This window comes from Alsobacter metallidurans (assembly GCF_014636935.1).
Lineage (GTDB): Bacteria > Pseudomonadota > Alphaproteobacteria > Rhizobiales > Beijerinckiaceae > Alsobacter > Alsobacter metallidurans.
The window spans coordinates 1,056,834-1,079,170 of sequence record NZ_BMES01000002.1; the positions used below are offsets into that span (position 1 = coordinate 1,056,834).

The following is a 22,337-nucleotide window of genomic DNA, read 5'->3' on the forward strand; positions in this document are numbered from 1 at the left end:
CTTGGCCTCTCGACCGGCCGGCAGGCGGAACAGCACATCTCCAAACAATACTCAGATTTTGATCAGGAGATCGGACGCAGGCCGTTCACTCTCGCGTCACGGGTCGCCGGCAGGACGCGCTGGACGCAGCGGTGCAGGCGATCGGCGGCCGTGTCACAGGCGTCCGAGGCGACATGTCGAACCTCGCCGACATCGACCGGCTCTACGATGCCGTCCAGCAGCAGCACGCGTAGATCGATGTCCTCTTCGCCAATGCAGGAGGCGGCGCGTTCGCGCCACTGGGCGCCATCACAGAGGAGCACTTCGACACAACCTTTGCGACCAACGTGAAGGGCACGCTTTTCACGGTGCAGAAGGCCCTTCCGCTCCTGAAGGATGGCGGGACGGTAATCCTGACCGGCTCGACGGCTTGCGCCGAGGGGACGCCTGCCTTCACCGAGGCGCTCGGCGAATTGGGTTACCGGGTGATCGAAGCCGATGGCGCGGCTGCCGCACTGAGGCAACTGGAAGCCCATCCGGAAACTGTTCTGATGTTCACCGACATCGTCATGCCCGGGATGAACGGCGCCAAATTGGCCGAAGAAGCGCTAAGGCGGAAGCCGGAGCTCAAGATCCTTTTCACCACCGGGTACACCCGCAATGCGGTGGTTCACAACGGCGTCCTGGATTCGGGAGTTCAACTGCCAGGCAAGCCCTATTCGCTCGACGATCTTGCCGCGAAAGTTTGTGCCATCCTGGATGGCGCAGGATAGTTCGCAACGGATCGTTCCTGGCAGCCGCCATGGTCGGGAGTGACTCCAGGCGGAACCAAAGCAATTCTGCTTAGGGCTTTTCGGCCGAACTCTCGGCTTCTCTCGACGCAAGAGATCAGTCAGGGCGGCAGGACGGCTCGGAGGGCTCAGCCTTGAAAAGTTTGCCTGGCCAGCTAAAAGCCTTTGGTGGGGCGTCGTTCAACTCAGGAGAGAAGCTGCAGAGATGCGGCTTCTAGAGGCTGCTTGACGTCCAAACACACGAAGCGGGCCGCGAGGACACGACGCGAAGCCTTGGTCGCCTTTAGCGAAGTGCTTCGCGATCTAAAGGACCCGTCGGAAATCGCGTTTAAGGCGGCCGAGATTGTCGGACGGTCGCTTGGTGCCAGTCGCGTAGGCTATTCCTCCATTGATCAAGATGCCGAGACGCTTCACACGGATCGTGATTGGTCCTGTCCGGGCGTCGAGTCTCTTGTAGGCGTTCTCAGCCTGCGAGAGTACGGCTCCTTTATCGAGAGCCTGAAGCGTGGCGAATTCATCGCCATCTCCGACGTGCGCAACGATCCTCGTACCTGCGGAGCCCCCGCTGCAGTTCTAGAGAGCAAGAGCGCCCGATCGTTCGTCAACGTCCCGGTCATCGAGCAGGGCCGGCTCGTCGCAGTGTTCTTCGTAAACTATGCCGACGTCCGCGCTTGGAGCGAGAGCGAGCTGACATTCATCCGGGAGTTCGCGGATCGGACTCGGACGGCGGTAGAGCGTGCGCGTGGCGAACTACGGCTACGAGAACTCAACGAGTCGCTGAAAGGAGAGGTCGTCGCCCGCTCGGCAGAGCGCGACCAACTCTGGAACTTGTCCCAGGACATGCTGGCGCGAGCGGACTACAGCGGCATGATGTCCGCCGTGAGCCCCGCTTGGACACGGGTTCTCGGCTGGAGTGAAGCCGAACTGCTTTCCCGCGGCTACGCGACGTTCATGCACCCCGACGACATGCCTCCCACACTGGAGGCAATCGGTCGAATGGCGGAGTCAGGTCGACCGACGCGGTTCGAGAATCGCATCGCGACGAGTGATGGAAGCTGGAAGTACATCGAATGGACAGTCGCGCCGGAAGCAGACGGCGTGAACTTCATCGCTGTCGGACGTGACCTCAGTCTCACGCGAGCCCGTGAGGCTGAGCTCGAGGTAGCGCGCGAAGCGCTGCGCCAGAGCCAGAAAATGGAGGCGATGGGGCAACTGACCGGAGGGGTCGCGCACGACTTTAATAACCTGCTCACACCGATCGTCGGCGCGCTCGATATGCTTCAGCGAAGGGGGATCGGGGGAGATCGAGAAAAGCGGCTCATCCAGGGCGCAGCTCAATCGGCCGAGCGGGCCAGGACGCTCGTCCAGCGCCTCCTGGCTTTCGCTCGGCGCCAGCCTCTGCAATCGGTGGCAGTAGATATTGGCCAACTCGTCCAGAACATGGCCGGACTGATCGAAAGCACCACAGGGCCGCAGATTCAAGTTCTTGTCGATGTTGCCGAGGACCTCACGCCGGCGAAGGCGGATCCTAATCAGCTCGAGATGGCGCTCCTGAACCTTGCCGTGAATGCCCGCGATGCTATGCCCGCAGGCGGCGCACTGACAATCAAGGCGATGCTTGCAGACAACCAGCCCGGTTTGACCCCCGGACTTGAGCCGGGGCGTTACGTCAATCTCTCGGTTTCCGATACCGGCGCTGGCATGGACGAGGCGACACTCTCGCGCGCCGTGGAGCCCTTCTTTTCCACCAAGGGAGTCGGCAAGGGTACCGGGCTTGGCCTTTCGATGGTTCATGGTCTGGCGGCGCAGCTCGGTGGTGCGCTCGCCATCAACAGCCGCGAGGGTCATGGCACATCCGTGGTGCTCTGGCTTCCAGTGAGCGACTCCGTTCCGGAGAGCTCGGTGGCCAGTGAAGCTGCTCTCTTCGCCGGCCCTCGCGGGGTTGCCCTCCTGGTAGATGACGAAGAGCTGGTGCGCGTGAGTACTGCCGACATGCTCGATGACCTCGGGTTCAGGGTTATCGAGGCGGGCTCGGCCGAGGAAGCGCTTCAGACGATCGCAGGCGGAGTTGCACCAGACCTTCTCGTCACGGACCACCTGATGCCGGGCATGAGCGGTGCCGAACTTGCCGCCAAGGCACGGCGTCTGAAGCCGCACCTGCCTGTGGTCATCGTTTCCGGATACTCCGAAGTGGAGGGGATCTCTCCCGCTTTGCCGAGGCTCACAAAGCCGTTCTTAAAGTCGGAGCTTGCGGCGATCCTCTCCAATCTGAATCCATCGCCTCGCTGAATTCGGGAGCGTCGGTCCGTGACATCAGGCCACGGTCCCAATGCCCCGTCGGGGTGCGGACGTCGGACTGCATCATCAAACTTCTTGGAGAGCTGCGCAGCTAACCGCCGCTTTGGTGCGCTTCGGGACCCGGGTGAATTTGCGTCCGTGCGAATGGCGGCATGCCAAGTTAGAAGTGAGAAAGTGGACGGTTCGGTGCGCAAAATCCACGAATGGGCGCGGTCTCGGGGAAGAGAAATGGGCCGATCTCGAAGGCTTTTCCGACGCTGAGTGTAGGAAGCTTTCCGACTTTATCGAACAGTTGGAGGAGAGCGCTCGCGAGCGCAGCTGGGAGACGCTCTACCGAGCCATGGCCAAACTCGTCCGGCGCCCCCGCCGCCACAGGGAGCGTTCCTTGGACGGCCCCAATCTGGGCCTGAAACCAAGCGTCTCGTGTGAGCCAACTCCGTTGGAATTATAAAATTGAGGAAGCGTTTCGATCACGTCGCCGGCTTTTCAAAGCGGCGGACGCGCACCGATCAGGAATCCACCAGAACGGCACGACCCGTAATCTCGCCTGCCTTCAGCTGCCGCATTGCAAGGTTCGCGTCGTCCTTTGGGAAGCGCGTGACCGGGAGCGGCGGCAGCTTGCCGGACTGCGCCAGCGCAACTACGGCGCGCAAATCTTTCACTGTGCCGGTGTTGCTGCCCATGATGCTGAGCGCGCGGAACACCATCCCGGCGAGCGACAGGGTCAGTTCGCCGCCAGCTACGCCGACATTGACGAGCTTGCCACCCTTGGCCAGGGCGCCCATGGCGGCGGTAGCCGTGGCGCTGGCGTTCACGAAGTCGATTACGGCGTCCACCGGGCCGCCTGCGGCTTTGATGATCTTTTGAGCCACGTCGTCGCCCGACCCGTCTACGGCCGCCGTCGCGCCCAAGTCGAGCGCGGCCTCCCGCTTGGCGCGGTCGATGTCGACCGACACGATCGCGCGATGGTCGAAGGCGCGCAGCATCGAAATGGCCGCGAGCCCCAGCCCGCCAGCGCCAATGAGCACGATGGGCTTGTCAGGCCCCATCGGCATCACTTTCTGAATGGCGCTGTAGACCGTGATGCCCGAGCAGGCGAACGTCGACGCGAGCGCCGGGTCGAGGTTGCCCAGCGGCACGAGGTAACGCGGGTGCGGCGCCACCACTTCACTGGCAAAGCCGCCATGGCGCACGACCCCAATGCTGCTCTGCTTGGCGCAGAGGTTGTCGTCCTCGTTCAGGCAGTGCTCGCAATGGCCGCAGCCGATCCAGGGGTACACCACATAGCGTTCGCCCACGGTTACGCCGGTCGCCTCGGGCCCGACGGCGACGACCCGGCCGGCGATCTCATGGCCGGGCGCCCGAGGCAGGGTCACGCCGCGGTCGGCAAGGGTGAGCACCTTGCCACCCCCCATGTTGTAGACGCCCTTCCAGAAATGCAGGTCGGAGTGGCAGACGCCGCACGCCTCGACGGCAACCACGACCTCGGTCCCGGTCGGCTCCGGGCGCTTGACCTCGATGCATTCGAGCGGCTCGCTGTGGCGAACGACGGCCCAAGCTTTCATGTCGTTGTTCCTTCCCTGAGCATCAGCCCGCCACGCGGGAGGCGCGGGCCGCAAATTCGGCGACTGCCTCGACTTCCCGGGCAGCCACGTCAAAGAGGTTGTGGAGGCGTATGAAGCCGTGGGTGACGCCCTCGGCTGTGCGGCGCATGACCGGAACGCCGGCGCGTTCGAGCGCATCGGCAAAAGCGCGTCCCTCGTCGGCGAGCACGTCGCATTCCGCGAGGACGACCAGCGTCGGAGGCAGGCCCGCGAGGTCGTCGGCCGCCCGAAGCGGCGCGATGTCTGGTGAGGTCCACTGGGCTTCGGGCGCGTAATGGCGGAAGAACCAGACCATGTCATCGCGCGTGAGCGGCAGGCCAGCCCCGTACGCGTGATAGGATGGCCGGCCGAAGTCGCAGTCCGCCACGGGATAGATCAGGGCCTGCCCGGCGAGGGCGACCTTGCCGCGCAACTTGCGGGCCGCCACAGCGGCCAGGTTTGCGCCCGCGCTGTCGCCGGCGACCAGCAGAGGCGTTGCGGGACCGGCGAGCTCACGCCCGTGGGTGAGCGCGTCGACGGCGTCATCCAATCCAGCCGGAAACTGATGCTCGGGCGCCAAGCGGTAGTCGGGCAGCAGAACGGAGCAGCCGCTTTGAGCCGCCAAGGTGCGAGCCAGCGTGTCGTAATCGTCCAGCGCCCCGACCACCCATCCGCCGCCGTGGAGATAGACGAGTAGGCCGGCCGGCGCATCCGTCGGGCGGAAATGGCGCGCCGCGATCGACCCGGCGCGGGTCGGGACCTGGATGTCGCGCACCTCGGCCATAGCCGGCCCCTGCCCGATCACGGCCCTGGCGGCGGCCACCATGGCGCGCGCGTCCTCGGGCGATCCGGACGACAGGGCCGGGCGTCCCTTCAACTGCTCGAGCATGGCCGCGACGAAGGGATGGAGCGTCATGCGAGAACGAAGCCTTCGTAGTTCTTGGCCGCGACCTCGCTGCAGATGCGCCGGTAGCGGTCCACGCCGCCCACATACGGCATCATGATGCGCGGCTTGCCGGGGATGTTGGCGCCCATGTACCAGGACGCGGCTTTGGGCAGCAGCGTCCCGGCGGCCGCCTCGCCGACATGCGCAACCCACCGCTCCTCCGCGCCGACGTCAGCATCGATTCGCGCCAGGCCCTTGCTCCGCATGTGGTCGATGCAGTCGGTGATGAACTCGACATGCTGCTCGATCGACATGATGACGTTGCTGAGGACGGACGGGCTGCCCGGGCCGGTGACCATGAACAGGTTGGGAAACCCGGCGCTCATGAGGCCGAGATAGGCCTTGGGGCCGTCCCGCCACTTGTCGCGCAGTGAGGCGCCCCCCTCGCCGCGGATGTCGACCCGAAGCAGCGCCCCCGTCATGGCGTCAAACCCGGTGGCGTAAACCAGCGCGTCGAAGCCGTAGCGAGCGGCGGATCGGGTGACGAGGCCAACCGGCGTGATCGCCTCGATGGGGTCGCGGCGGATGTCCACGAGGGTCACGTTCGGCCGGTTGAACGTGGCGTAGTAGTCGCTGTCCACGCAGATGCGCTTGGTGAAGATCGGGTAGTCCGTCGGGGTGAGGAGTTCGGCCGTCTGCGGGTCCTGGACGATCTCCCGGATCTTCCGGCGCACGAAGTCGGCAGCGGTCTCGTTGGACTGCTCGTTCACGACGAGGTCGTTGTATGCGTGCATGAAGTTCGCGCCGCCCTTGTCCCACCGCCGCTGGTACTCGGCCTCGCGCTCCTCCGGGGTGGCCTCCAGCGCGGACTTCACGGCGAACTCATAGATCGTGCCCGAGCGCGTCTCCTCGCGGGCGCGCTTGCGCAGCGCCGGGTAGTCGCTCTTCCAGCGCGCGATCTCGTCGGGCGTCAGCGGCGCGTTGCGGGCCGGCACGCTGAAATTCGGTGTGCGCTGAAAAACGTAGAGGTGGCCGGCCTGCTCCGCGAGTTCGGGGATCGCCTGAATGGCCGAGGAGCCTGTGCCGATCACCCCGACGGTCTTTCCGCCGAAATCGACCGGTTCATGCGGCCAGGCGCCAGTATGATAGATTTCCCCCGCAAAGGATGCCGCGCCCGGGATTTCCGGAATGCGCGAGGCCGAGAGGCACCCCGTCGCCATCACGCAGAAGCGGGCCCGGATCCTCTCGCCCTTGTCGGTCGCCAATGTCCAGCTTTGCGTCGTCTCGTCGTAGTCGGCGCGTGTCACGGTGGTGTTGAACTGGACGAAGCGCTTGAGGTCGAAGCGTTCGGCGACGTGCCGGGCGTAGGCCAGGATCTCGGGCTGGGTGGCGAAGCGCTCGGACCAGTTCCAGTCCTGCTGCAAGCCGTCGTCGAACGAGTAGGAGTACTGCATGCTCTCGACGTCGCAGCGGGCGCCCGGGTAGCGGTTCCAGTACCAGGTGCCCCCGACGTCGCCGGCGCTGTCAAACGCCTTCACCGAGAAGCCCAAGCGGCTCAGCCGGTGGATGAGGTAGAGCCCCGAAAAGCCGGCGCCGACCACCGCGACGTCGAGCAGGCCATCGTTGAGCGTGCGATCGGACATATGCAACTCCCGGATCGTGGAGCCGGCGCGGCTCGCGGGCGACGCCGGCGTGGGGCGCTGGTCGGCGGCCTACTTGGCCAAGGGGCAGACCGAAGGATCGGCGGGCGCGAAAGCGTCCTCGGGGGCGATCTCGGCGACCTGCTTGTAGAGGTCCCACTCGCCCTTCGACTCCTCGGGCTTCTTGACCTCGAAGACGTACATCTGGCGCATCACGCGGCCGTCCGGACGGATCGAGCCGTTGTGGGTCATGAAGTCGTTGATGGGCGTCTCGCGCATCTTCTTGTTCACGGCCGCGGTGTCGTCCGTGCCGGCGGCCTTCACAGCGTTGAGGTAGTGCATCACCGCCCCGTAGGCGCTCGCCTGGATCATGTTAGGCATCTTGCCGAAGCGGTCGAAGTAGCGCTTGGAGAAGGCGCGGGTCTGGTCATTCTGGTCCCAGTAGAAGGGCGCGGTCTCGAGCAGGCCCTGAGCGGTCTTGAGGCCCATCGCCTTGGTGTCGTGCAGCGTGAGGCTGAGGGCCGCGAGCTGCTGCTTGGGCCGGATGCCGAACTCGTCCGCCTGCTTGACGATGTTGGCCGCGTGCGCGGTGGTGGTCGCGAGGGCGACGACCTTGGCGCCGGACGCCTGCGACTTTAGCAAGTCGGATGAAAAGTCCGTGGTGTCGAAGGGATGCTTGGTGGAGCCGAGTATCGTTCCGCCGGCCTTCTTCACCATCGCGGTGGTGTCGCGCTCGACGTTGACGCCGTAGCCGTAGTCGACCGTCATGAAATACCAGCTGTCGTGCTTCTGCTTCATCAGCTGGTTCACGACGCCGAGGGCCTGGCTGTAGTTGTTGTAGGTCCAGTGGATGCCGTTGGGGCTGCACTTGGCGCCGGTCAGATCGGAGCTGGCCGTCGACAGGTAGATGACGAGCTTGTCCTTGTTCTTGGACAGCTCCTGCATGCCGAGCGCCACGGTGGTGATGCCGATGTCGAAGATTGCGGTGACGTCTTCGTCATACCATTTGCGGGCCATCCCGAGCCCCACGTCGGGCTTGTTGAGATGATCGCCGTTCAAGAGCTGGATGGGACGGCCCAGCACGGTTCCGCCGAAATCCTCGATGGCCATCGTCATGGCCACGTTGGTGCCCGGGCCCGAGAGGTCGCGCACGATGCCGGACATGTCGCTGAGCTGGCCGATCTTGAGCGGCTTGGCCTGCGCGAGCGCGTCGCTGGCGAGAGTTCCGAAGATGGCCAGCGCGCCGGCCGCAAGGGCAACGGTGGGCCGGCGGCCTGTGGTCCGCGTCATGGTGCTCTCCTCCCGCCATACGGCGCCGCGCCATTCTGTCCGGCGCTTGTGGCCAGTTTTGGCACGATGAATTCATTGGTCAACCAATGATTGAGCGCGGAGGCCTCGAGAGAGGTGCGCAACTGCGCTTACCCGGGCGCGCGTTTTCCCAAACGGCTCTTCATGCGTCGCCGGCCCGGCGGCTCTCGCGCTCGCAGAAGACCGCGAAACGCACCGCGGCCGCCACGCGCGAACGCTCGCCGAGCTTGCCAAGCACGGCCGAGATGTGCGCCTTCACGGTCGCCTCGCTGATCCCGCACCGATGCGCGATCTGCTTGTTGATCTGCCCCTGGGCCACGAGGCCTAGGATCGCCCGCTGGGCCGGCGTGAGGCTGCGCACCCGCTCGGCGAAGAGATCCGGGTTCTCCAGGAAGACGCGGCCAGGCGGCAGCGCGCCGGGCGTGTCCCCTCGAGCCAGGACGCCCGGTCCAGGCGGATCGGGCAGGCGAAACATGCGCCCCATCAGTAGGATTTCGGCAGGCCGAGCACGCGTTCGGCGATAAAGGACAGGATGAGCTGTTCGGTGACGGGCGCGATGCGGGGCAGCATCGATTCGCGGAACAGGCGCTCGACCTGGTACTCGCGGGCATATCCCATGCCGCCATGCGTCATCACGGCCTTGGTGCAGGCGTCGAACGCCGCGCGGGCGCCGAGAAATTTGCCGGCGTTGGCCTCCGCCCCGCAGGACTGGCCGTTGTCGTAGAGCCATGCGGCCCGCATCAGCATCCAGTAGGCGGACTCCAGGTAAGTCCAGGCTTCCGCCAGAGGGTGTTGCACGCCCTGGTTCTGGCCGATGGGCCGGCCAAAGACGACGCGATCCTTGGCGTATTGCGCCGCCCTGTTGAGCGCGTCGCGCCCGACCCCGATGGCCTCAATGCCGACCAGGATGCGCTCGGGGTTCAGGCTGTCCAGCAGGTACTCGAACCCCCTGCCCTCCTCGCCGACGCGGTCCTCCTCGCGGATAAACAGGCCGTCGATGAAAACGGCGTTGGAGTCGACGGCGTTGCGGCCCATCTTCTTGATGCGCCGCACCTCGATCTTGCTGCGGTCAAGGTCGGTGTAGAACAGCGTCATGCCCTGTGTGGGCTTGCGGCACTGGTCCTTGGGGGTGGTGCGGGTGAGCAGCAGGATCTTGTCGGCCACCTGGGCGGTGGAGGTCCACATCTTGCGGCCGTGCACCACGTAGCCACCCGGCGCCCGGGTGGCGACCGTCTTGATGCTGGTGGTGTCGAGGCCGGCGTCAGGCTCGGTGACGCCGAAGCAGGCCTTCTGCTCGCCCTTCACCAGCGGGGTCAACCAGCGCTGCTTCTGCTCGGGGGAGCCGTGCACCACGATGGCGTGGGGACCGAACAGGTTGATGTGGATCGCGGACGCCGCGGAGTAGCCGCCGCCACTGGAGGTCGCGGCGTGCATCATGATGGCCGCCTCGGTGACGCCGAGGCCCGCGCCGCCGACCTCCTCGGGCATGGTGATGCCGAGCCAGCCGTTCTGGGCCATGAGGGCGTAGTACTCGCTGGGGAAGCGGGCCTCTTCCTCGCATTCCGTCCAATAGTCGTCATCGAAGGAGGAGCAGATCTGGCGGACGCTGGCGTCGATGGCCTTCTGGTCGTCGCTGAGCTGGATGTCCATGAGGGTGTCCGATGCTGGGGAAAGGGGCAGGCGGCGCGTTCAGCCGATGAAGATCAGCTTCTTGCCGAGGTTTTCGCCGGCGTAGAGGGACGCGATGGCCCCTGGCGCTTCCTCGATGCCTTGGGCGAGGTCGATGTCGTAGGTGAGCGTTCCGGCCTTGCAGAGCCGCGCGAGGTCGTCGCAGGCGGCCGCGTAGCGGGCCATGTGGTCGAAGATCACGAAGCCGCTCCACACCAGGCGCCGCAACATGATCTCGCGCTCGTTGCGGGGGCCGGTCGGAAGCGGGTTCCACGAAGCCACGGAGGCGGTGCCGCACTGGACGATGCGCCCGCCGATGGCCATGCGGCGCAGCACGGTGTCGAGGATGCTGCCGCCCGTGTTGTCGAAATAGACGTTCACGCCATCCGGCGCCGCCTTGGCGACGGCGGCGTCGAGGTCGGCCGTCTTGTAGTTGATCGCGTCCGCATAGCCGTAGCGCTCGCGGCAGAGCGCCACCTTGCGGTCGTCGCCGGTGAGGCCGATCGCGCGGGCCCCGAGGTTGCGACCGATCTGGCCGACGAAGCTGCCGACGGAGCCGGCCGCCGTGGACACCACGAGGGTGTCGCCCTCGCGGGGCCGGCCCAGCTCGGTAAGGGCCAGATAGGCGGTGACGCCGTTGATGCCGAGCAGGCTCCCGAAGGCGGCGAGCGGCAGGTCCTGCGTGGCGCGGTGGATCACCTGCGCGGGCGTCGCGACCGCGTAGTCCTGCCAGCCGAACCAGCCATAGAGCGCATCCCCGGCCTTGAAGTCCGGATGGCGGCTCTCCTGCACGACGCCCACCGCCAGCGCCCGCATGGGGCCGCCGAGCGGCACGGGCGCGGAGTAATTCGCCTCGGCCGAGGCCCAGCCGCGCTGCGCCGGGTCGACGGACAGGTAGACGTTGCGGACCAGGATCTCGCCGTTGCCCGGCTCGGGCACGGACGCGCTGGCGAGCTCGAAGTCGCTCGCCTGCGGGACTCCCGCCGGGCGCCTGGCCAGCAGAACCTGCCGGTTCTCGCCTGGGGTGGAGTATGTCGGGATGTCGGTCGGCATCGGGGGCTCCTAGAAGGCGACGTTGGCGGCGCCCTTGGTTCCGAGCATGCGGCGGGCGTCATCCGGGGTGGCGACCTCGAGCGACAGCTCCTCCAGGATGCGGCGGATCTTGGCGACCTGGTCGGCGTTGGAGGGCGCGAGCTGGCCCTTGCCGAGATAGAGGTTGTCCTCCAGCCCGACGCGGACATTGCGCCCAGGATGGCCCCCATGGTGACGAAGGGCAGCTGGTGACGGCCCGCGGCCAGGATCGACAGGTAGTAGTCCTGGCCGAAGAGCCGGTCGGCGGTCGCCTTCATGTGCATCAGGTTCTCGGGCTCGGGCCCGATGCCGCCCAGGATGCCGAAGATCGACTGGACGAAGAACGGCGGCTTCACGAGCCCGCGATCTGCGAAGTGCGCCAGGTTGTAGAGGTGGCCGACGTCGTAGCACTCGAACTCGAAGCGGGTCCCGAGCGCGCCGAGCTCCGTCATGCCGCGCTCGATCTGCGTGAACGTGTTGGAGAGGATGAAGTCCTTCGTCATCTCCAGGTAAGGCTGCTCCCAGTCGTTCTTGTATTCGGCGATGCGCCCGCCCGCGGCCGAGATGTTGAAGTTGAAGGAGCCCATGTTCATGGAGGCGATCTCGGGAGGGGCCCACTTGGCCGCCGCCAGGCGCTCGTCCAGCGTCATGCCGAGGCCGCCGCCCGTCGTGATGTTGATGATGCCGTCGCAGCCCTGCTTGATGGTCGGCAGAAAGCGCTTGAACATCTCGGGATCCTGCGTGGGCCGCCCCGTCTCGGGGTTGCGCGCGTGGAGATGCAGGATCGCGGCGCCGGCCTTGGCGGCCCCGATGGCGCTCTGGGCGATCTGGTCGGGCGTGACCGGCAAATGCGGCGACATGCTGGGCGTGTGGATCGAGCCCGTGATGGCGCAGCTGATGATGACCTTCTCGGCGCGTTTCATGTGCGTTTCCCTGTTGCGGCGCGCTCAGAACCGCGCGGCGATGTCCTTCCAGGCGTCCTGCAGCGCTCCGCGATGCTCCGGGGCCGCGATCGCGACCAGGCGCTCCGCCCGCTCGGTCACGGCGAGGCCGCGCAGGTCCGCCACGCCGTGCTCGGTGATCACCACGTCGATGGCGTGGCGCGGCAGGGAACACACGCCATCGAGGCGCGCGGTGATGCGCGACACGGCGTTGCGGCCGGAGGTCGCCGGCAGTGCGATGATGCTGACGCCGTCATGCGCGAGGCTTGCGGCCTGCGCGAAATCGGCCGCGCCGCCGACGCCGCTGATCATGCGACCGTCCAGCATTTCGAGATTGGCCTGGCCGAACAGGTCGACGCTCAGCGCCGAGTTCACGGCGACGAGCCGCGGCAGGCCGGCCAGCGTCGCGGGCCCGTGCGTGTAGTCGCAGGCCCGCACCGCGAAATCGGCGCGATCGGCGAGCCAGTCGTAATAGGCGGCCGTCCCGACATGGACGCAGCTGGCGTGCAACGCTCGTGGGTCGAGCGAGCCGCCATCGGCCAGCAGGCGGGTCGCATCCGACAGCATGCCGGAGTGAAGACGCAGCCCGCGGCGGTCGGCGACAATGCGCATCAGCGCGTCAGGCGTCTTGCCGAGCCCAACCTGGAGCGTTGATCCGTCGATCACGAAACCGGCGATCAGTTCCGCGATGCGCGAGGCCTGAGGGGACGGGGTCCCCACGTCGTATTCGCGCAACGGCGTGTCCAGCTCCAGAACGGCGTCGGCCCGGGCGAGCGCGAATGTTTCTGCGCCAGGGATGCGCGGCATCCGCGGGTTGACCACCGCGAAGATGCGCCGGCACCGCTGCAGCGCAATGGGGGTGAACTCCACCGCGATTCCGAGCGAACAGAGACCATTGGCGTCAGGCGGCGACACGTGGACGAAGCCAACGTCGAACGTGGCGCCGCGCAAGTGGGACGCGAAGGCGCCGTAGGACATCGGCAGATGCCGCAAGCGTCCGCCGGCCTGCGAGCCCGACGGCGCGGGCTGCGCGAAGGGACTGGACCAGATGGAGCCCTCGGGCAGCCGTTCCACCGGGACCGGATTGATGCCGGGGACGAATGCGCCCGTGATATGAAGAGGCGGCGCACTGGCGGCGCAGAGCGCATCCACCAGCGCCGGAACCTCGGCGCCGGCGCCCGGAAGGTAAATGCGGTCGCCCGCCGAGAGCAGCCGCACGAGCCCGGCTGGATCGTTGACGCGCCGCGCGGCGCCCGGTGTGCCGGCCTCCCGCATCAGGCTCGCGCTCCGGCTCGGCCGGCAATCGCGGCCGCGCGGGCGAGCACCTGCTCGGCCTGCCTGAGATGCGGGATGTCCAGCATCTTGCCGTCGAGGCCGACGACGCCGATGCCCGGGCTGGCCGAGAACGCGTCCACGACCCTCCGGGCATGGTCGATTTCGGCCTGCGACGGCGAAAACGCCGCGTTGATGCCCGCCACCTGGTCGGGGTGTATGGCGATACGGCCGGTGAACCCCTCGCGGGACGCTTCGGCGCAATCGTGTCGCAGGCCGGCATCGTCGCGGAAATCGGCGTAGAGCGTCTCGATCGCGGCTACGCCGCAGGCCTTGGCGGCCAGGAGGCACTGCGACCGGACCATCCGGTAGGTGAAGGCCCATCGGCCCGATGGGTCCCGGTTGGTGCTGGCGCCCAACGCGGTGCTGAGATCTTCCGCGCCCCAGGTCAGCCCGAACAGGCGCGGCAGCGGCGTGTCGTGATAATGCGCGAGCCCAAAGGGCGCCTTCGGGGTTTCGGTCGCGACAGGCAGGAGCCGGATGGACTTGGCGACGCCGTCGCGGCGCTCCAGCGCGTCCAGGAACGCGCTGATGCGAACGAGGTCGGCCGGGCGGTCCGCCTTCGGGACCACGATCCCGTCCGGCGCGGCCCGGACCACGCCGACAAGGTCGTCGAGGCCGCCGTCCGCGAGCGGGTTCATGCGCACCCACAGCTCAGATCCGCCCGTGCGCGGAGCGGCGATGTAGTCGCGCACCATGTCGCGCGCCAGCGCCTTGCGGGACGGCGCGACCGAATCCTCGAGATCCAGGATCAGCGCATCGGCGCCCGAGCCGGCGCCCTTGGCGAGCTTCTTCTCGCTGTCGCCGGGAACGAACAAGAAGGACCGGAGCGTCATGCCGCCGGCCTCCTGCGTTGTAGGCCGGAGCGCTTGCAGTGGGCGACGAGCTCGTTGCGTTGGTTAAAGGCGCGATGGAGGAAGACCACGATCCCGGCTTCGGGCCGGGACCGGCTCTCGCGCAGCTCGACCACCTCGGTTTCAACCCGGATGGTGTCACCGTGGAACAGCGGCTTGGGGAAGCGCACTTCGTCCCACCCCAAATTGGCGATCGCGGTGCCAAGCGTAGTGTCCCCGACCGAAATGCCCACCATCAGGCCGAGAGTGAAGGCGCTGTTGACGAGGCGCTGCCCGAACTCCGTCTCGGTCCGGCAATACTCTTCGTCGAGGTGCAGATAAGCCGGATTGTGCGTGACGCAGCTGAACCAGACGTTGTCCGCCTCCGTGACGGTGCGCCGGATCTCGTGGCGAAACACCTGTCCAACGGTGAGTTCGTCAAAAAACAGACCGGCCATCCGTTCGCCTCCCTAATTCATCGCTCTTTTATAAGGTCTGATAATTTACTTGCGCGGCGTTGTCGAGCCTCTTATCGTCGCGCCAAGCAAACGAGGAAACGCTCCGTTGAACCACGAGCCGGCACAGCGGCCAGTCGATACGCATGGCGCGGCGGAAGGCCGGGCGGCCAGCACCGACGAACTCCGCTCATGGATCCAGCGCGAGACCGGGGGAGCCATTGTTGATTGGCGTCAGATCAGCGGCGGCAACCGGTGCCGCTCCTGGGCGGTAGACGTCGACACGGGATCGGGCGTAGAGGCTCTCTACCTGCGCTATCAACCGCCACGGCCGCCCTCCGCCGAGCCTTACACGGTGTGGCGTGAGGCGGAGTTCTACAAGGCGCTCGGCGGCACCAGAGTGCCGGCCCCGCGGCTCATCGCCGTTCACCCCACCTCCCAGGCCATCTTGACCGAACGCGCGCCCGGCCGCGCCGACTACCGCCGGATCGGCGACCAGGCCGAGCGGATCGCGATCGCACGGGATTTCGTGGCGGCCCTCGCGACCCTGCACGGGACGTCGACGGCCGGCATGCGCCTGCCCGGCCTCGACGGCGCCTCCACGATGGCTGACTGCGTGCGCCGCGAACTCGCCGCCTGGCGCGCCATGTATGACGAGGCCGGGACGGCCGATCCGCTGATCGACTTCGCGCTGGCGTGGCTCGACCGGAACGTCCCCGAGCCGGCCGGGCGGCCGGTGCTCGTCCACGGCGACGCGGGGCCCGGCAACTTCCTGTTCGACAAGGGGCGTCTGACGGCCTTGCTCGATTGGGAGCTCGCCCATCCGGGCGACCCCATGGAGGACCTGGCCTGGTTCTCGATGCGTTGCGTGATGGAGCCGGTGCCCGATTTTGCGGCGTGCCTGCGGGAGTATGGCCGGCTCACCGGCGCCCAGCCCGATCTCACGCGCATCCGGTACCACCGCGTGTTCGTGTCGACCCGCGTCGTGATTATCCGGCATCGCAACGTCACCGGCCTGCCGGCAAATTCCATCGTGTCGCGCGCATTGAACCGGCGCCTGCTGGTCGCCGCGCTCGCGGAGGCGACGGGCGTGAGGCTCAAGCCGCCGCAGCCGATCCGGGCGCCGACGTCGGATCGCACGGCGTTGTTCGATCACGTGCTGAACGAATTGCGCCATGACATCGCGGATGCGAGCGCCGACGCGGGCGTCGTGACGGCGGCCAAGAACGCCGCCAAGGTGGTGAAGTTCCTGCGCGAGCATGACCGTCTCGGGCCGACGCTGGATGCGCAGGAGCGGGACGAACTCGCGGCGCTGCTGGGCGAGCGCCCCGCCACGGTCGCGGCCGGGATGGCCCAGCTCAGCGCCGCCCTGAAGGCCGGGCGGGTGCCCTTTGAAACCGCGCTTCGATTTTTCGCCGCGAGCGTCGCGCGCGACGGCGAACTCGCCGCCTCCGCGTCGGGCGGCCTCGCGAACCGCAGCTTCCCCCCCTTGTCCAGCTCCGGAACCGACCATGCCTGAAACCGCCCTCGCCTCGCCTTTCACCGCCAGGGACGACAACTTCCACTTCGACCAGATGAGCGATCGGTGGTGGGAGACCGAAACCGCCTGGTTCGCGTTCTGCAATCCCGAGCGCAAGCTCGGCGGATGGCTCTACAGCATGGCGCGGCCCAATATCGGGACGATCGCGGGCGGGTGCTGGATCTGGGACGAGACGGCCGTTGTTCCGTGGGAAGTGCCCTATTCGGCCAACTACACGGCGCTGCGCCTGCCCCGGGACCAGGACCTCTCCGACATCACGCTGCCGACCGGCGTCAGGATCAAGGCCCTGGAGCCGCTGAAGCGCTATGACATCGGCTTCGAGGACGAGGACCGGGTGCGCGTCGCCCTCACGTTCGACGCCGTGATGCCGGCCCGCCCGCTGCGCAAGGGCGACTCGTCGTTCAAGAACCTCAACCACTTCGACCAGTTCGGCCGTGTGACGGGCGAGATCGTCCTGCATGGCGAGCGCATCCCGATCGACTGCTACGCCATTCGCGACCGGAGCTGGGGGCCCCGGCCCGAGCACCGGCCCGGCAAGAGCGCCTACGTGACCGGCATCGCATCTCCGGACGATGCGTTCCTGGCGGTGACCAAGTGGAACGACGAGACGGATCCGATCGCGTACGGGTTCATGATCAGGGACGGCAAGATCGGCGACCTCTTGTCCGGCCGGCGCAGCGTCGAGCGGGACCCTCAGACCGGGATCGTGTCGACCATCACGATCGAGGCCAAGGACGAGTTCGGGCGCGACCTCCTGGCGACCGGCCGCCGGCTCAGCGGCATCATCATCAACCGCCACAGCTTCATCGACAGCAACGGCCTCATCGAGTGGACGATCAACGGCAAGACCGGGCATGGCGAGGACCAGGACATGTGGCCCGTCCATCGCTGGTCCGCCTTTCGGCGGGACGCTCGGAAAGGGTCCGCCTCGTGAGCTCCGCGAACGTGACCGCCGCATCGCCGGCGCCTGACAGCGCGCGCCAGCCGCTCGACGGCGTGGTGGTGATCGACCTCAGCCAGATCTACAACGGCCCCTACGCGACGTTCCTGATGGCGGCCGCGGGCGCGACGGTGATCAAGATCGAGCCGCCGGGCGGCGAGCCGCTGCGGCGCAGGGGCGTGGTCGGCGGAGCCGCCCTGCCCTTTGCGATGCTGAACGCCTGCAAGCAGTGCGTGGTGCTCGACCTGAAAGCCGAGGAGGGCAAGGCCGCGCTGCGCGACCTGGTTCGCGACGCCGACGTGCTGGTGGAGAATTTCGCGCCGGGGGCGATGGAACGGCTCGGCCTTGGCTCCGACGTGCTGCAGGCGTTGAATCCGCGCCTGATCTACGCCTCCAGCTCGGGTTTCGGCAGCGACGGGCCTTATCGCAACTACCCAGCGATGGACCTGACCGTCCAGGCGATGGCGGGCGTGATGAGCACCACGGGCTTTCCGGATCGCCCGCCCGTGAAGGCCGGCCCGGCCCTGTGCGACTTCTTTGCCGGCGTGCATCTCTACGGCGCGATCGCAACCGCCCTCTTCGAGCGCGAGCGCACCGGCGTGGCGCGCAAGCTCGAAGTCGCCATGCAGGACGCCGTGTACCCGTCGCTGAGCTCCAGCCTCGGCATGTTCTGGGGCCAGCGCGGCGCCGAGAACCCGCCGCCTCCCCGCACGGGCAATCGCCATGGCGGCCTCGCCGAGGCGCCTTACAACGTTTACCCGACAAGCGACGGCTGGATCGCGATCATCTGCGTCGGCGACGCGCACTGGGCCTCGCTGGTGCGGACCATGGGCCGGCCGGAGCTGGCCGAGGACCCGCGCTTCACGAGCCTGAAGCTGCGCGTCGCCGCCATGGACGCCGTGGACGCGCTGGTGACCACCTGGACGAGCCAGCGCACCAAGGAAGAGGCCTTCCAGGCGCTGATGGCCAACAAGGTGCCCTGCGCGCCGGTGCGCGACCTCGAGGAGGTCGTGAACGACCCCAACATGCACGCGCGCGGCTCGCTGCAATGGCAGGACCACCCGGAGCTCGGCCGCATCGTCGTGCAGCATTCGCCGCTGCGCTACGCCGGCGCGCCGCGCCGCACGCTGGAGCCCAGCCACCTCCTCGGCGCCGACACGGCCGCCGTGCTGCGCGAGCGGCTCGGCTGGGACGACGCCACGATCGCGCAGGCGCTGCCGCGCCTGTCGCGCACGCAAGCTTAGAGAGCAGGACGCGCCATGGGCGGAATCGTTGGCATCGACGTGGGCGGCACGTTCACCGATCTGTTCTACTCGGCCGACGGCCTGAGCGTGGACGCGGTGCTGAAGGTGCCGTCGACGCCGGACGACCCCAGCCGCGGGCTGATCGACGCCCTGAAGGCGGTCGGCGCCGCGCCGGCGTCGCTCGACGTCATCCTGCACGGCACCACCATCGCGACCAATGCGGTGATCGAGCGCCGCGGCGCCCGCTGTGCGCTGATCACCACGCAGGGCTTTCGCGACATCCTGGAGCTGGGCCGGCGCGACCGGCAACGCATGTACGGCCTCACGGGCGTGCAGCAGCCGCTGATCCCGCGCGAGATGCGCTGGGAAGTGGAGGAGCGTCTCGACCACAGGGGCGAAGTGCTGACGCCGCTGGACGAGGCCGGGCTGGAGCGCCTTGCCGGGGCGCTGGCCCGCGAGCCGGTAGACGCCGTGGTGATCTCGTTTCTGCACGCCTACGCCAACCCGGCGCATGAGCGCCGCGCCAGGGAGATCGTGCAGGCCGCCAACCCGGGCTGGGAGGTCGTGATCTCCAGCGACGTGGTGCGCGAGTACTACGAATTCGAGCGCACCAGCACGGCGACCGTGCAGGCCTATCTGCAGCCGCTCGTGTCGCGCTACGCCCGCAATCTCACCGAAAAACTCGGCGAACTCGGTTTCGAGCGCCAAACGCTGGTGATGCAGTCCAATGGCGGGCTGATCCCGCTGTCGCAGCTGTCGCAGCGAGCCGCCAACATCGTGCGCTCCGGACCGGCGGCCGGCGTGATGGCGGCGGCGCGGCTCGCCGCCGAGGCGGGCTTCACGCACGTGATCACGGGCGACATGGGCGGCACCAGCTACGACGTCGCCGTCGTGGTGAACGGCGCGCCGCGGATCGCCGAAACCACCGAGCTCGACTTTCGCGTGCCGCTGCGGCTGCCCATGATCGACGTGCACACGATCGGCGCCGGCGGCGGCAGCATCGCGTTTCTGGATCGCGGCGGCACCCTGCAGGTCGGGCCGCGCAGCGCCGGCGCCGTGCCGGGACCGGTGTGCTTCGGCCGCGGCGGAGTGGAGCCCACCGTCACGGACGCGAACGCGGTGCTGGGGCGCATCAACGCCGAGCATCCAATCGGCATGAAGCACCTCACACACCTCGACGTCGAGGGCGCCCGCGCCGCCATGGCGAAGCTCGGCGAGCCGCTGGGCCTCGGCGTCGAGCAGACCGCGGAGGCGATCCTGACCATCGTGGATCACGTGATGGCGCGCCGCACGCGCCTGCTCAGCGTCGAGCAGGGGCACGATCCGCGCGACTTCGCGCTCGTGGCGTTCGGCGGCGCGGGACCCTTGCACGGTGCGGCGATCATGCGCGAGGTCGGCATCCGCACCATGCTGCTGCCGCCGCATCCGGGCGTGCTCTGCGCGCTGGGCTGCGCGGTCGCGGACCTGCGCTACGACCTCTCCCAGACGGTGGAGACGCCTCTGGCCGAGGTCGCGCCGACATTCGTGAGCGAGGTGCTTACCCGCCAGCGCCGCGAGGGCGAGGAGCGCCTGGCCGCCAGCGGCACGCCGCTCGACACCGTGGCGGTCTCGCATGCGGCCGAGATGTCCTATCTCGGCCAGATCCATACGCTGCGCGCCGCCGTGGAGCCGTCCTGGGACCACGCCCGCATGGTGCAGGCCTTCGAGGAGGTCTACCGGCTGGAATACGGCAATGTGCTGGGCGACATCCCGGTCGTGCTGGTCGGCCTGAAGACGGCCGTTCAGGGCGTACGGGCCAAGCCGGCGAGCGCGCCCGGCCGGCTGGAGCATCGCCCAGCGCCGGTGCGCGACCACCGGGACGTGTATTTCGGCGGCTGGAAGCCCACGCCGATCTATGACCGTACGGCATTGTCGCCCGGCATGGTGTTCGACGGTCCCGCCATTATCGAGCAGGCGGACACCACCAGCGTGGTCGAGCCCGGCATGCACGCCAGGGTCGACGCTTTTGGCAACATCCTGATCGAGGTGGCCTGACATGGATCCGGTGACGCTCGCCGTGGTTCGCGGCGCCCTCGAGCAGATCGCGGACGAGATGGACCTGCATCTCATCCGGGCGGCGCTCTCGCCCATCATCTCGGAAACCAACGACTGCGCGCACGGCCTCTACGAGCCGACCACAGGCGAGACCATCGCGCAGGGCGGCTACGGCCTCCCGATGTTCCTCGCCAACATGCAGTTCACCGTGCAGCGGCTGATCCCGATCGCGGAGGCGGCCGGCGGCTTCAGGCCGGGTGATGTCTGGATCACCAACGACCCCTATCTGAGCGGCACGCATCTCAACGACGTCGTGCTCGTGTCGCCGCATTTCGTGGACGGAAAGCTGTTTGCGCTGTTCGCCAACACCGGCCACTGGATGGACATGGGCGGCAGCGTTCCGGGCGGCTGGGCCCCGACCGCGCGCGAGATCCACCAGGAAGGGATCATCATCCCGCCGCTGCGGTTGTTCGAGAACGGCAGGCGCAACGACGCCGTGGTGGGGCTGATCACCGCCAATGTGCGGCTGCCGCAGCAGCTGCTGGGCGACCTGGAAGCGATGACCAACGTGTTCAGCCTCGGACGCCGCGGCCTCGACGCGCTGGTGGCCCGCTACGGCGCGGACGTCCTCAAATCCTGCATGGACGAGATGATGCGCCGCTCCGAGGCCGAGATGCGCTCCTATATCGCGGAAATCCCCGACGGCACGTACCGGATCACCGATTATTTCGACAATGACGGCGTGGTGGACGAGCCCCTGACGGTGGCGCTCGCCGTGACGGTTGCGGGATCGGACATGATCTTCGATTTCACCGGCACGTCCGCCAGGGCGGTCGGCCCGATGAACATCTCGGACGCGACCACGCGCTCGCTCTGCCTGGTGGCGTTGAAGCACATCTTCCCCGAGGCGCCGGTGAGCGGCGGCGCGTTCCGGCCGGCGAAGTTCGTGATCCCGAAGCCCAGCATCCTGGCGGCGGAGTACCCCTCTGCGGTGGGCGGCACGACCGACGTCACACAACGCATCGTCGACGTGGTGTTCGGCGCGCTGGCGCAGGCCATTCCGGAGCACACGCCCGCTGCGCCGTTCGGCACCACCGGGGTGGCGACGGTTTCCGGCCGCCATCCTGCGACCGGCAAGTACTTCGTCGCTGTGTACCCCTACCCAGGCGGCTATGGGGCCAGCCAAGCGTCTGACGGCCTGTTGAACGGCACGCCGCCGGGCTCCATGGCCAAGTTCATGTCGGTGGAGATGTCGGAGCATCGCTACCCCGTGCGCTTCCGCAGCTATGGCGTGCGCGAGGGCTCAGGCGGAGCCGGCATGCACCGCGGCGGATGCGGCTCGCATTACGAGATCGAGACGCTCTCGGACGCGGTGGTGTCCATCCTTGGCGACCGCGTCGATCATGCCCCGTTCGGCGTGCAGGGCGGGTCTTCGGCCGCGCCCAACAGCGTCGAGCTCCATACGGGGGGAAAGACGTGGATCCCGCCCATGCGCAGCAAGGCCGAGAAGGCGCCCTTCGCGGCAGGCGACAGCTTCCATCTCGGCTCGCCGGGCGGCGGCGGCTTCGGCGATCCGCTCGATCGGGACCTTGCGGCCGTGGAGGCCGACCTGAATGGCGGGTTCATCGACGCGGGTGCGGCGGAGACCGTTTATGGCGCGGTGGTCGCGACCAAGCGGATGATCGACGACCGCCCCGTCTATGCGCTGGACGCGGAACGCAGCCGGGCGAAGCGAAGCGGAATGCGGCCGGAGCAGCGCCGCGCCGTCTAGAACGATACGCAAACAAAAAAACA

General features: G+C 67.6%; 16 protein-coding genes and 3 pseudogenes. 8 read left to right on the forward strand and 11 right to left on the reverse strand.

All coding sequences use genetic code 11. The features are described from left to right. Positions 1-95 precede the first annotated feature (95 nt). The 3 genes and pseudogenes from IEV99_RS23775 to IEV99_RS15190 form a co-directional block, all read left to right on the forward strand. Positions 96-437: pseudogene (locus IEV99_RS23775) on the forward strand (SDR family oxidoreductase); the annotation flags it as partial. A 6-nt stretch (positions 438-443) separates the two neighbouring features. Then, a pseudogene (locus tag IEV99_RS15185) lies at positions 444-752 on the forward strand (response regulator); the annotation flags it as partial. Between the two features lie 291 nt (positions 753-1,043). Beyond that, a complete protein-coding gene (locus IEV99_RS15190) occupies positions 1,044-3,059 on the forward strand; it encodes an ATP-binding protein (protein ID WP_188518595.1) in 2,016 nt (671 codons plus the stop codon). Positions 3,060-3,577: 518 nt separating this feature from the next. Here the strand turns inward: IEV99_RS15190 and IEV99_RS15195 are convergent. The 11 genes and pseudogenes from IEV99_RS15195 to IEV99_RS15245 all read right to left on the reverse strand — a co-directional run bounded on the left by IEV99_RS15195 (position 3,578) and on the right by IEV99_RS15245 (position 14,788). Beyond that, positions 3,578-4,633 (reverse strand): alcohol dehydrogenase, encoded by a 1,056-nt coding sequence (locus tag IEV99_RS15195; RefSeq protein ID WP_188518596.1) that lies wholly within the window; start codon positions 4,631-4,633, stop codon positions 3,578-3,580. Between the two features lie 22 nt (positions 4,634-4,655). Next, the gene (locus IEV99_RS15200; RefSeq protein WP_188518597.1) at positions 4,656-5,567 is read right to left on the reverse strand and encodes an alpha/beta hydrolase; all 912 of its coding nucleotides are present in this window, start codon (positions 5,565-5,567) and stop codon (positions 4,656-4,658) included. Then, on the reverse strand, positions 5,564-7,180 hold the full coding sequence (locus IEV99_RS15205; RefSeq protein WP_188518598.1) for a flavin-containing monooxygenase: 1,617 nt from the start codon (positions 7,178-7,180) through the stop codon (positions 5,564-5,566). The genes IEV99_RS15200 and IEV99_RS15205 overlap by 4 nt, the downstream gene beginning before the upstream one ends. Before the next feature lie 69 nt (positions 7,181-7,249). Beyond that, positions 7,250-8,467, reverse strand: a complete 1,218-nt coding sequence (locus IEV99_RS15210) for an ABC transporter substrate-binding protein (protein WP_188518599.1) — start codon at positions 8,465-8,467, stop codon at positions 7,250-7,252. A gap of 160 nt (positions 8,468-8,627) precedes the next feature. Then, complete coding sequence (locus IEV99_RS15215) at positions 8,628-8,969, reverse strand: helix-turn-helix domain-containing protein (RefSeq protein WP_188518600.1); 342 nt, start codon at positions 8,967-8,969, stop codon at positions 8,628-8,630. Further along, positions 8,969-10,135: an acyl-CoA dehydrogenase family protein gene (locus IEV99_RS15220; RefSeq protein WP_188518601.1), complete on the reverse strand. Its 1,167-nt coding sequence runs from the start codon at positions 10,133-10,135 to the stop codon at positions 8,969-8,971. The genes IEV99_RS15215 and IEV99_RS15220 overlap by 1 nt, the downstream gene beginning before the upstream one ends. A 39-nt stretch (positions 10,136-10,174) precedes the next feature. Then, positions 10,175-11,206 (reverse strand): NADP-dependent oxidoreductase, encoded by a 1,032-nt coding sequence (locus tag IEV99_RS15225; RefSeq protein WP_188518602.1) that lies wholly within the window; start codon positions 11,204-11,206, stop codon positions 10,175-10,177. A gap of 9 nt (positions 11,207-11,215) precedes the next feature. Further along, positions 11,216-12,147 (reverse strand): annotated as a pseudogene (gene kce / locus IEV99_RS15230) (3,5-dioxohexanoate:acetyl-CoA acetone transferase). Positions 12,148-12,171: 24 nt separating this feature from the next. Beyond that, on the reverse strand, positions 12,172-13,440 hold the full coding sequence (locus tag IEV99_RS15235) for an acetyl-CoA hydrolase/transferase family protein (RefSeq protein ID WP_188518603.1): 1,269 nt from the start codon (positions 13,438-13,440) through the stop codon (positions 12,172-12,174). Then, positions 13,440-14,333, reverse strand: a complete 894-nt coding sequence (locus tag IEV99_RS15240) for an HpcH/HpaI aldolase/citrate lyase family protein (protein WP_188518604.1) — start codon at positions 14,331-14,333, stop codon at positions 13,440-13,442. The genes IEV99_RS15235 and IEV99_RS15240 overlap by 1 nt, the downstream gene beginning before the upstream one ends. Then, positions 14,330-14,788, reverse strand: coding sequence for a MaoC family dehydratase (locus IEV99_RS15245; protein WP_188518605.1), 459 nt, complete (start codon positions 14,786-14,788; stop codon positions 14,330-14,332). Before IEV99_RS15245 ends, IEV99_RS15240 begins: the two co-directional genes overlap by 4 nt. Before the next feature lie 106 nt (positions 14,789-14,894). On the opposite strand from IEV99_RS15245, the gene IEV99_RS15250 reads away from it, so the two are divergent. From IEV99_RS15250 to IEV99_RS15270, 5 genes are read left to right on the forward strand one after another with little or no spacing between them, the layout of a single operon-like run. Next, positions 14,895-16,304 (forward strand): phosphotransferase family protein, encoded by a 1,410-nt coding sequence (locus IEV99_RS15250; protein WP_188518606.1) that lies wholly within the window; start codon positions 14,895-14,897, stop codon positions 16,302-16,304. Next, positions 16,297-17,259, forward strand: coding sequence for a DUF7064 domain-containing protein (locus IEV99_RS15255; protein ID WP_188518607.1), 963 nt, complete (start codon positions 16,297-16,299; stop codon positions 17,257-17,259). Before IEV99_RS15250 ends, IEV99_RS15255 begins: the two co-directional genes overlap by 8 nt. Before the next feature lie 11 nt (positions 17,260-17,270). Then, positions 17,271-18,509, forward strand: a complete 1,239-nt coding sequence (locus tag IEV99_RS15260) for a CaiB/BaiF CoA transferase family protein (protein ID WP_188518608.1) — start codon at positions 17,271-17,273, stop codon at positions 18,507-18,509. Between the two features lie 15 nt (positions 18,510-18,524). Then, the gene (locus IEV99_RS15265) at positions 18,525-20,543 is read left to right on the forward strand and encodes a hydantoinase/oxoprolinase family protein (RefSeq protein ID WP_188518609.1); all 2,019 of its coding nucleotides are present in this window, start codon (positions 18,525-18,527) and stop codon (positions 20,541-20,543) included. A 1-nt stretch (position 20,544) separates the two neighbouring features. Next, on the forward strand, positions 20,545-22,314 hold the full coding sequence (locus tag IEV99_RS15270; RefSeq protein WP_188518610.1) for a hydantoinase B/oxoprolinase family protein: 1,770 nt from the start codon (positions 20,545-20,547) through the stop codon (positions 22,312-22,314). Positions 22,315-22,337: the final 23 nt, after the last annotated feature.

Coding starts and splice junctions, on each gene's coding strand:
- IEV99_RS15195 (WP_188518596.1), bottom strand. CDS start 4,633: ATGAAAGCTTGGGCCGTCGTTCGCCACAGCGAGCCGCTCGAATGCATC.
- IEV99_RS15200 (WP_188518597.1), bottom strand. CDS start 5,567: ATGACGCTCCATCCCTTCGTCGCGGCCATGCTCGAGCAGTTGAAGGGA.
- IEV99_RS15205 (WP_188518598.1), bottom strand. CDS start 7,180: ATGTCCGATCGCACGCTCAACGATGGCCTGCTCGACGTCGCGGTGGTC.
- IEV99_RS15210 (WP_188518599.1), bottom strand. CDS start 8,467: ATGACGCGGACCACAGGCCGCCGGCCCACCGTTGCCCTTGCGGCCGGC.
- IEV99_RS15215 (WP_188518600.1), bottom strand. CDS start 8,969: ATGGGGCGCATGTTTCGCCTGCCCGATCCGCCTGGACCGGGCGTCCTG.
- IEV99_RS15220 (WP_188518601.1), bottom strand. CDS start 10,135: ATGGACATCCAGCTCAGCGACGACCAGAAGGCCATCGACGCCAGCGTC.
- IEV99_RS15225 (WP_188518602.1), bottom strand. CDS start 11,206: ATGCCGACCGACATCCCGACATACTCCACCCCAGGCGAGAACCGGCAG.
- IEV99_RS15235 (WP_188518603.1), bottom strand. CDS start 13,440: ATGCGGGAGGCCGGCACACCGGGCGCCGCGCGGCGCGTCAACGATCCA.
- IEV99_RS15240 (WP_188518604.1), bottom strand. CDS start 14,333: ATGACGCTCCGGTCCTTCTTGTTCGTTCCCGGCGACAGCGAGAAGAAG.
- IEV99_RS15245 (WP_188518605.1), bottom strand. CDS start 14,788: ATGGCCGGTCTGTTTTTTGACGAACTCACCGTTGGACAGGTGTTTCGC.
- IEV99_RS15255 (WP_188518607.1), top strand. CDS start 16,297: ATGCCTGAAACCGCCCTCGCCTCGCCTTTCACCGCCAGGGACGACAAC.
- IEV99_RS15265 (WP_188518609.1), top strand. CDS start 18,525: ATGGGCGGAATCGTTGGCATCGACGTGGGCGGCACGTTCACCGATCTG.
- IEV99_RS15270 (WP_188518610.1), top strand. CDS start 20,545: ATGGATCCGGTGACGCTCGCCGTGGTTCGCGGCGCCCTCGAGCAGATC.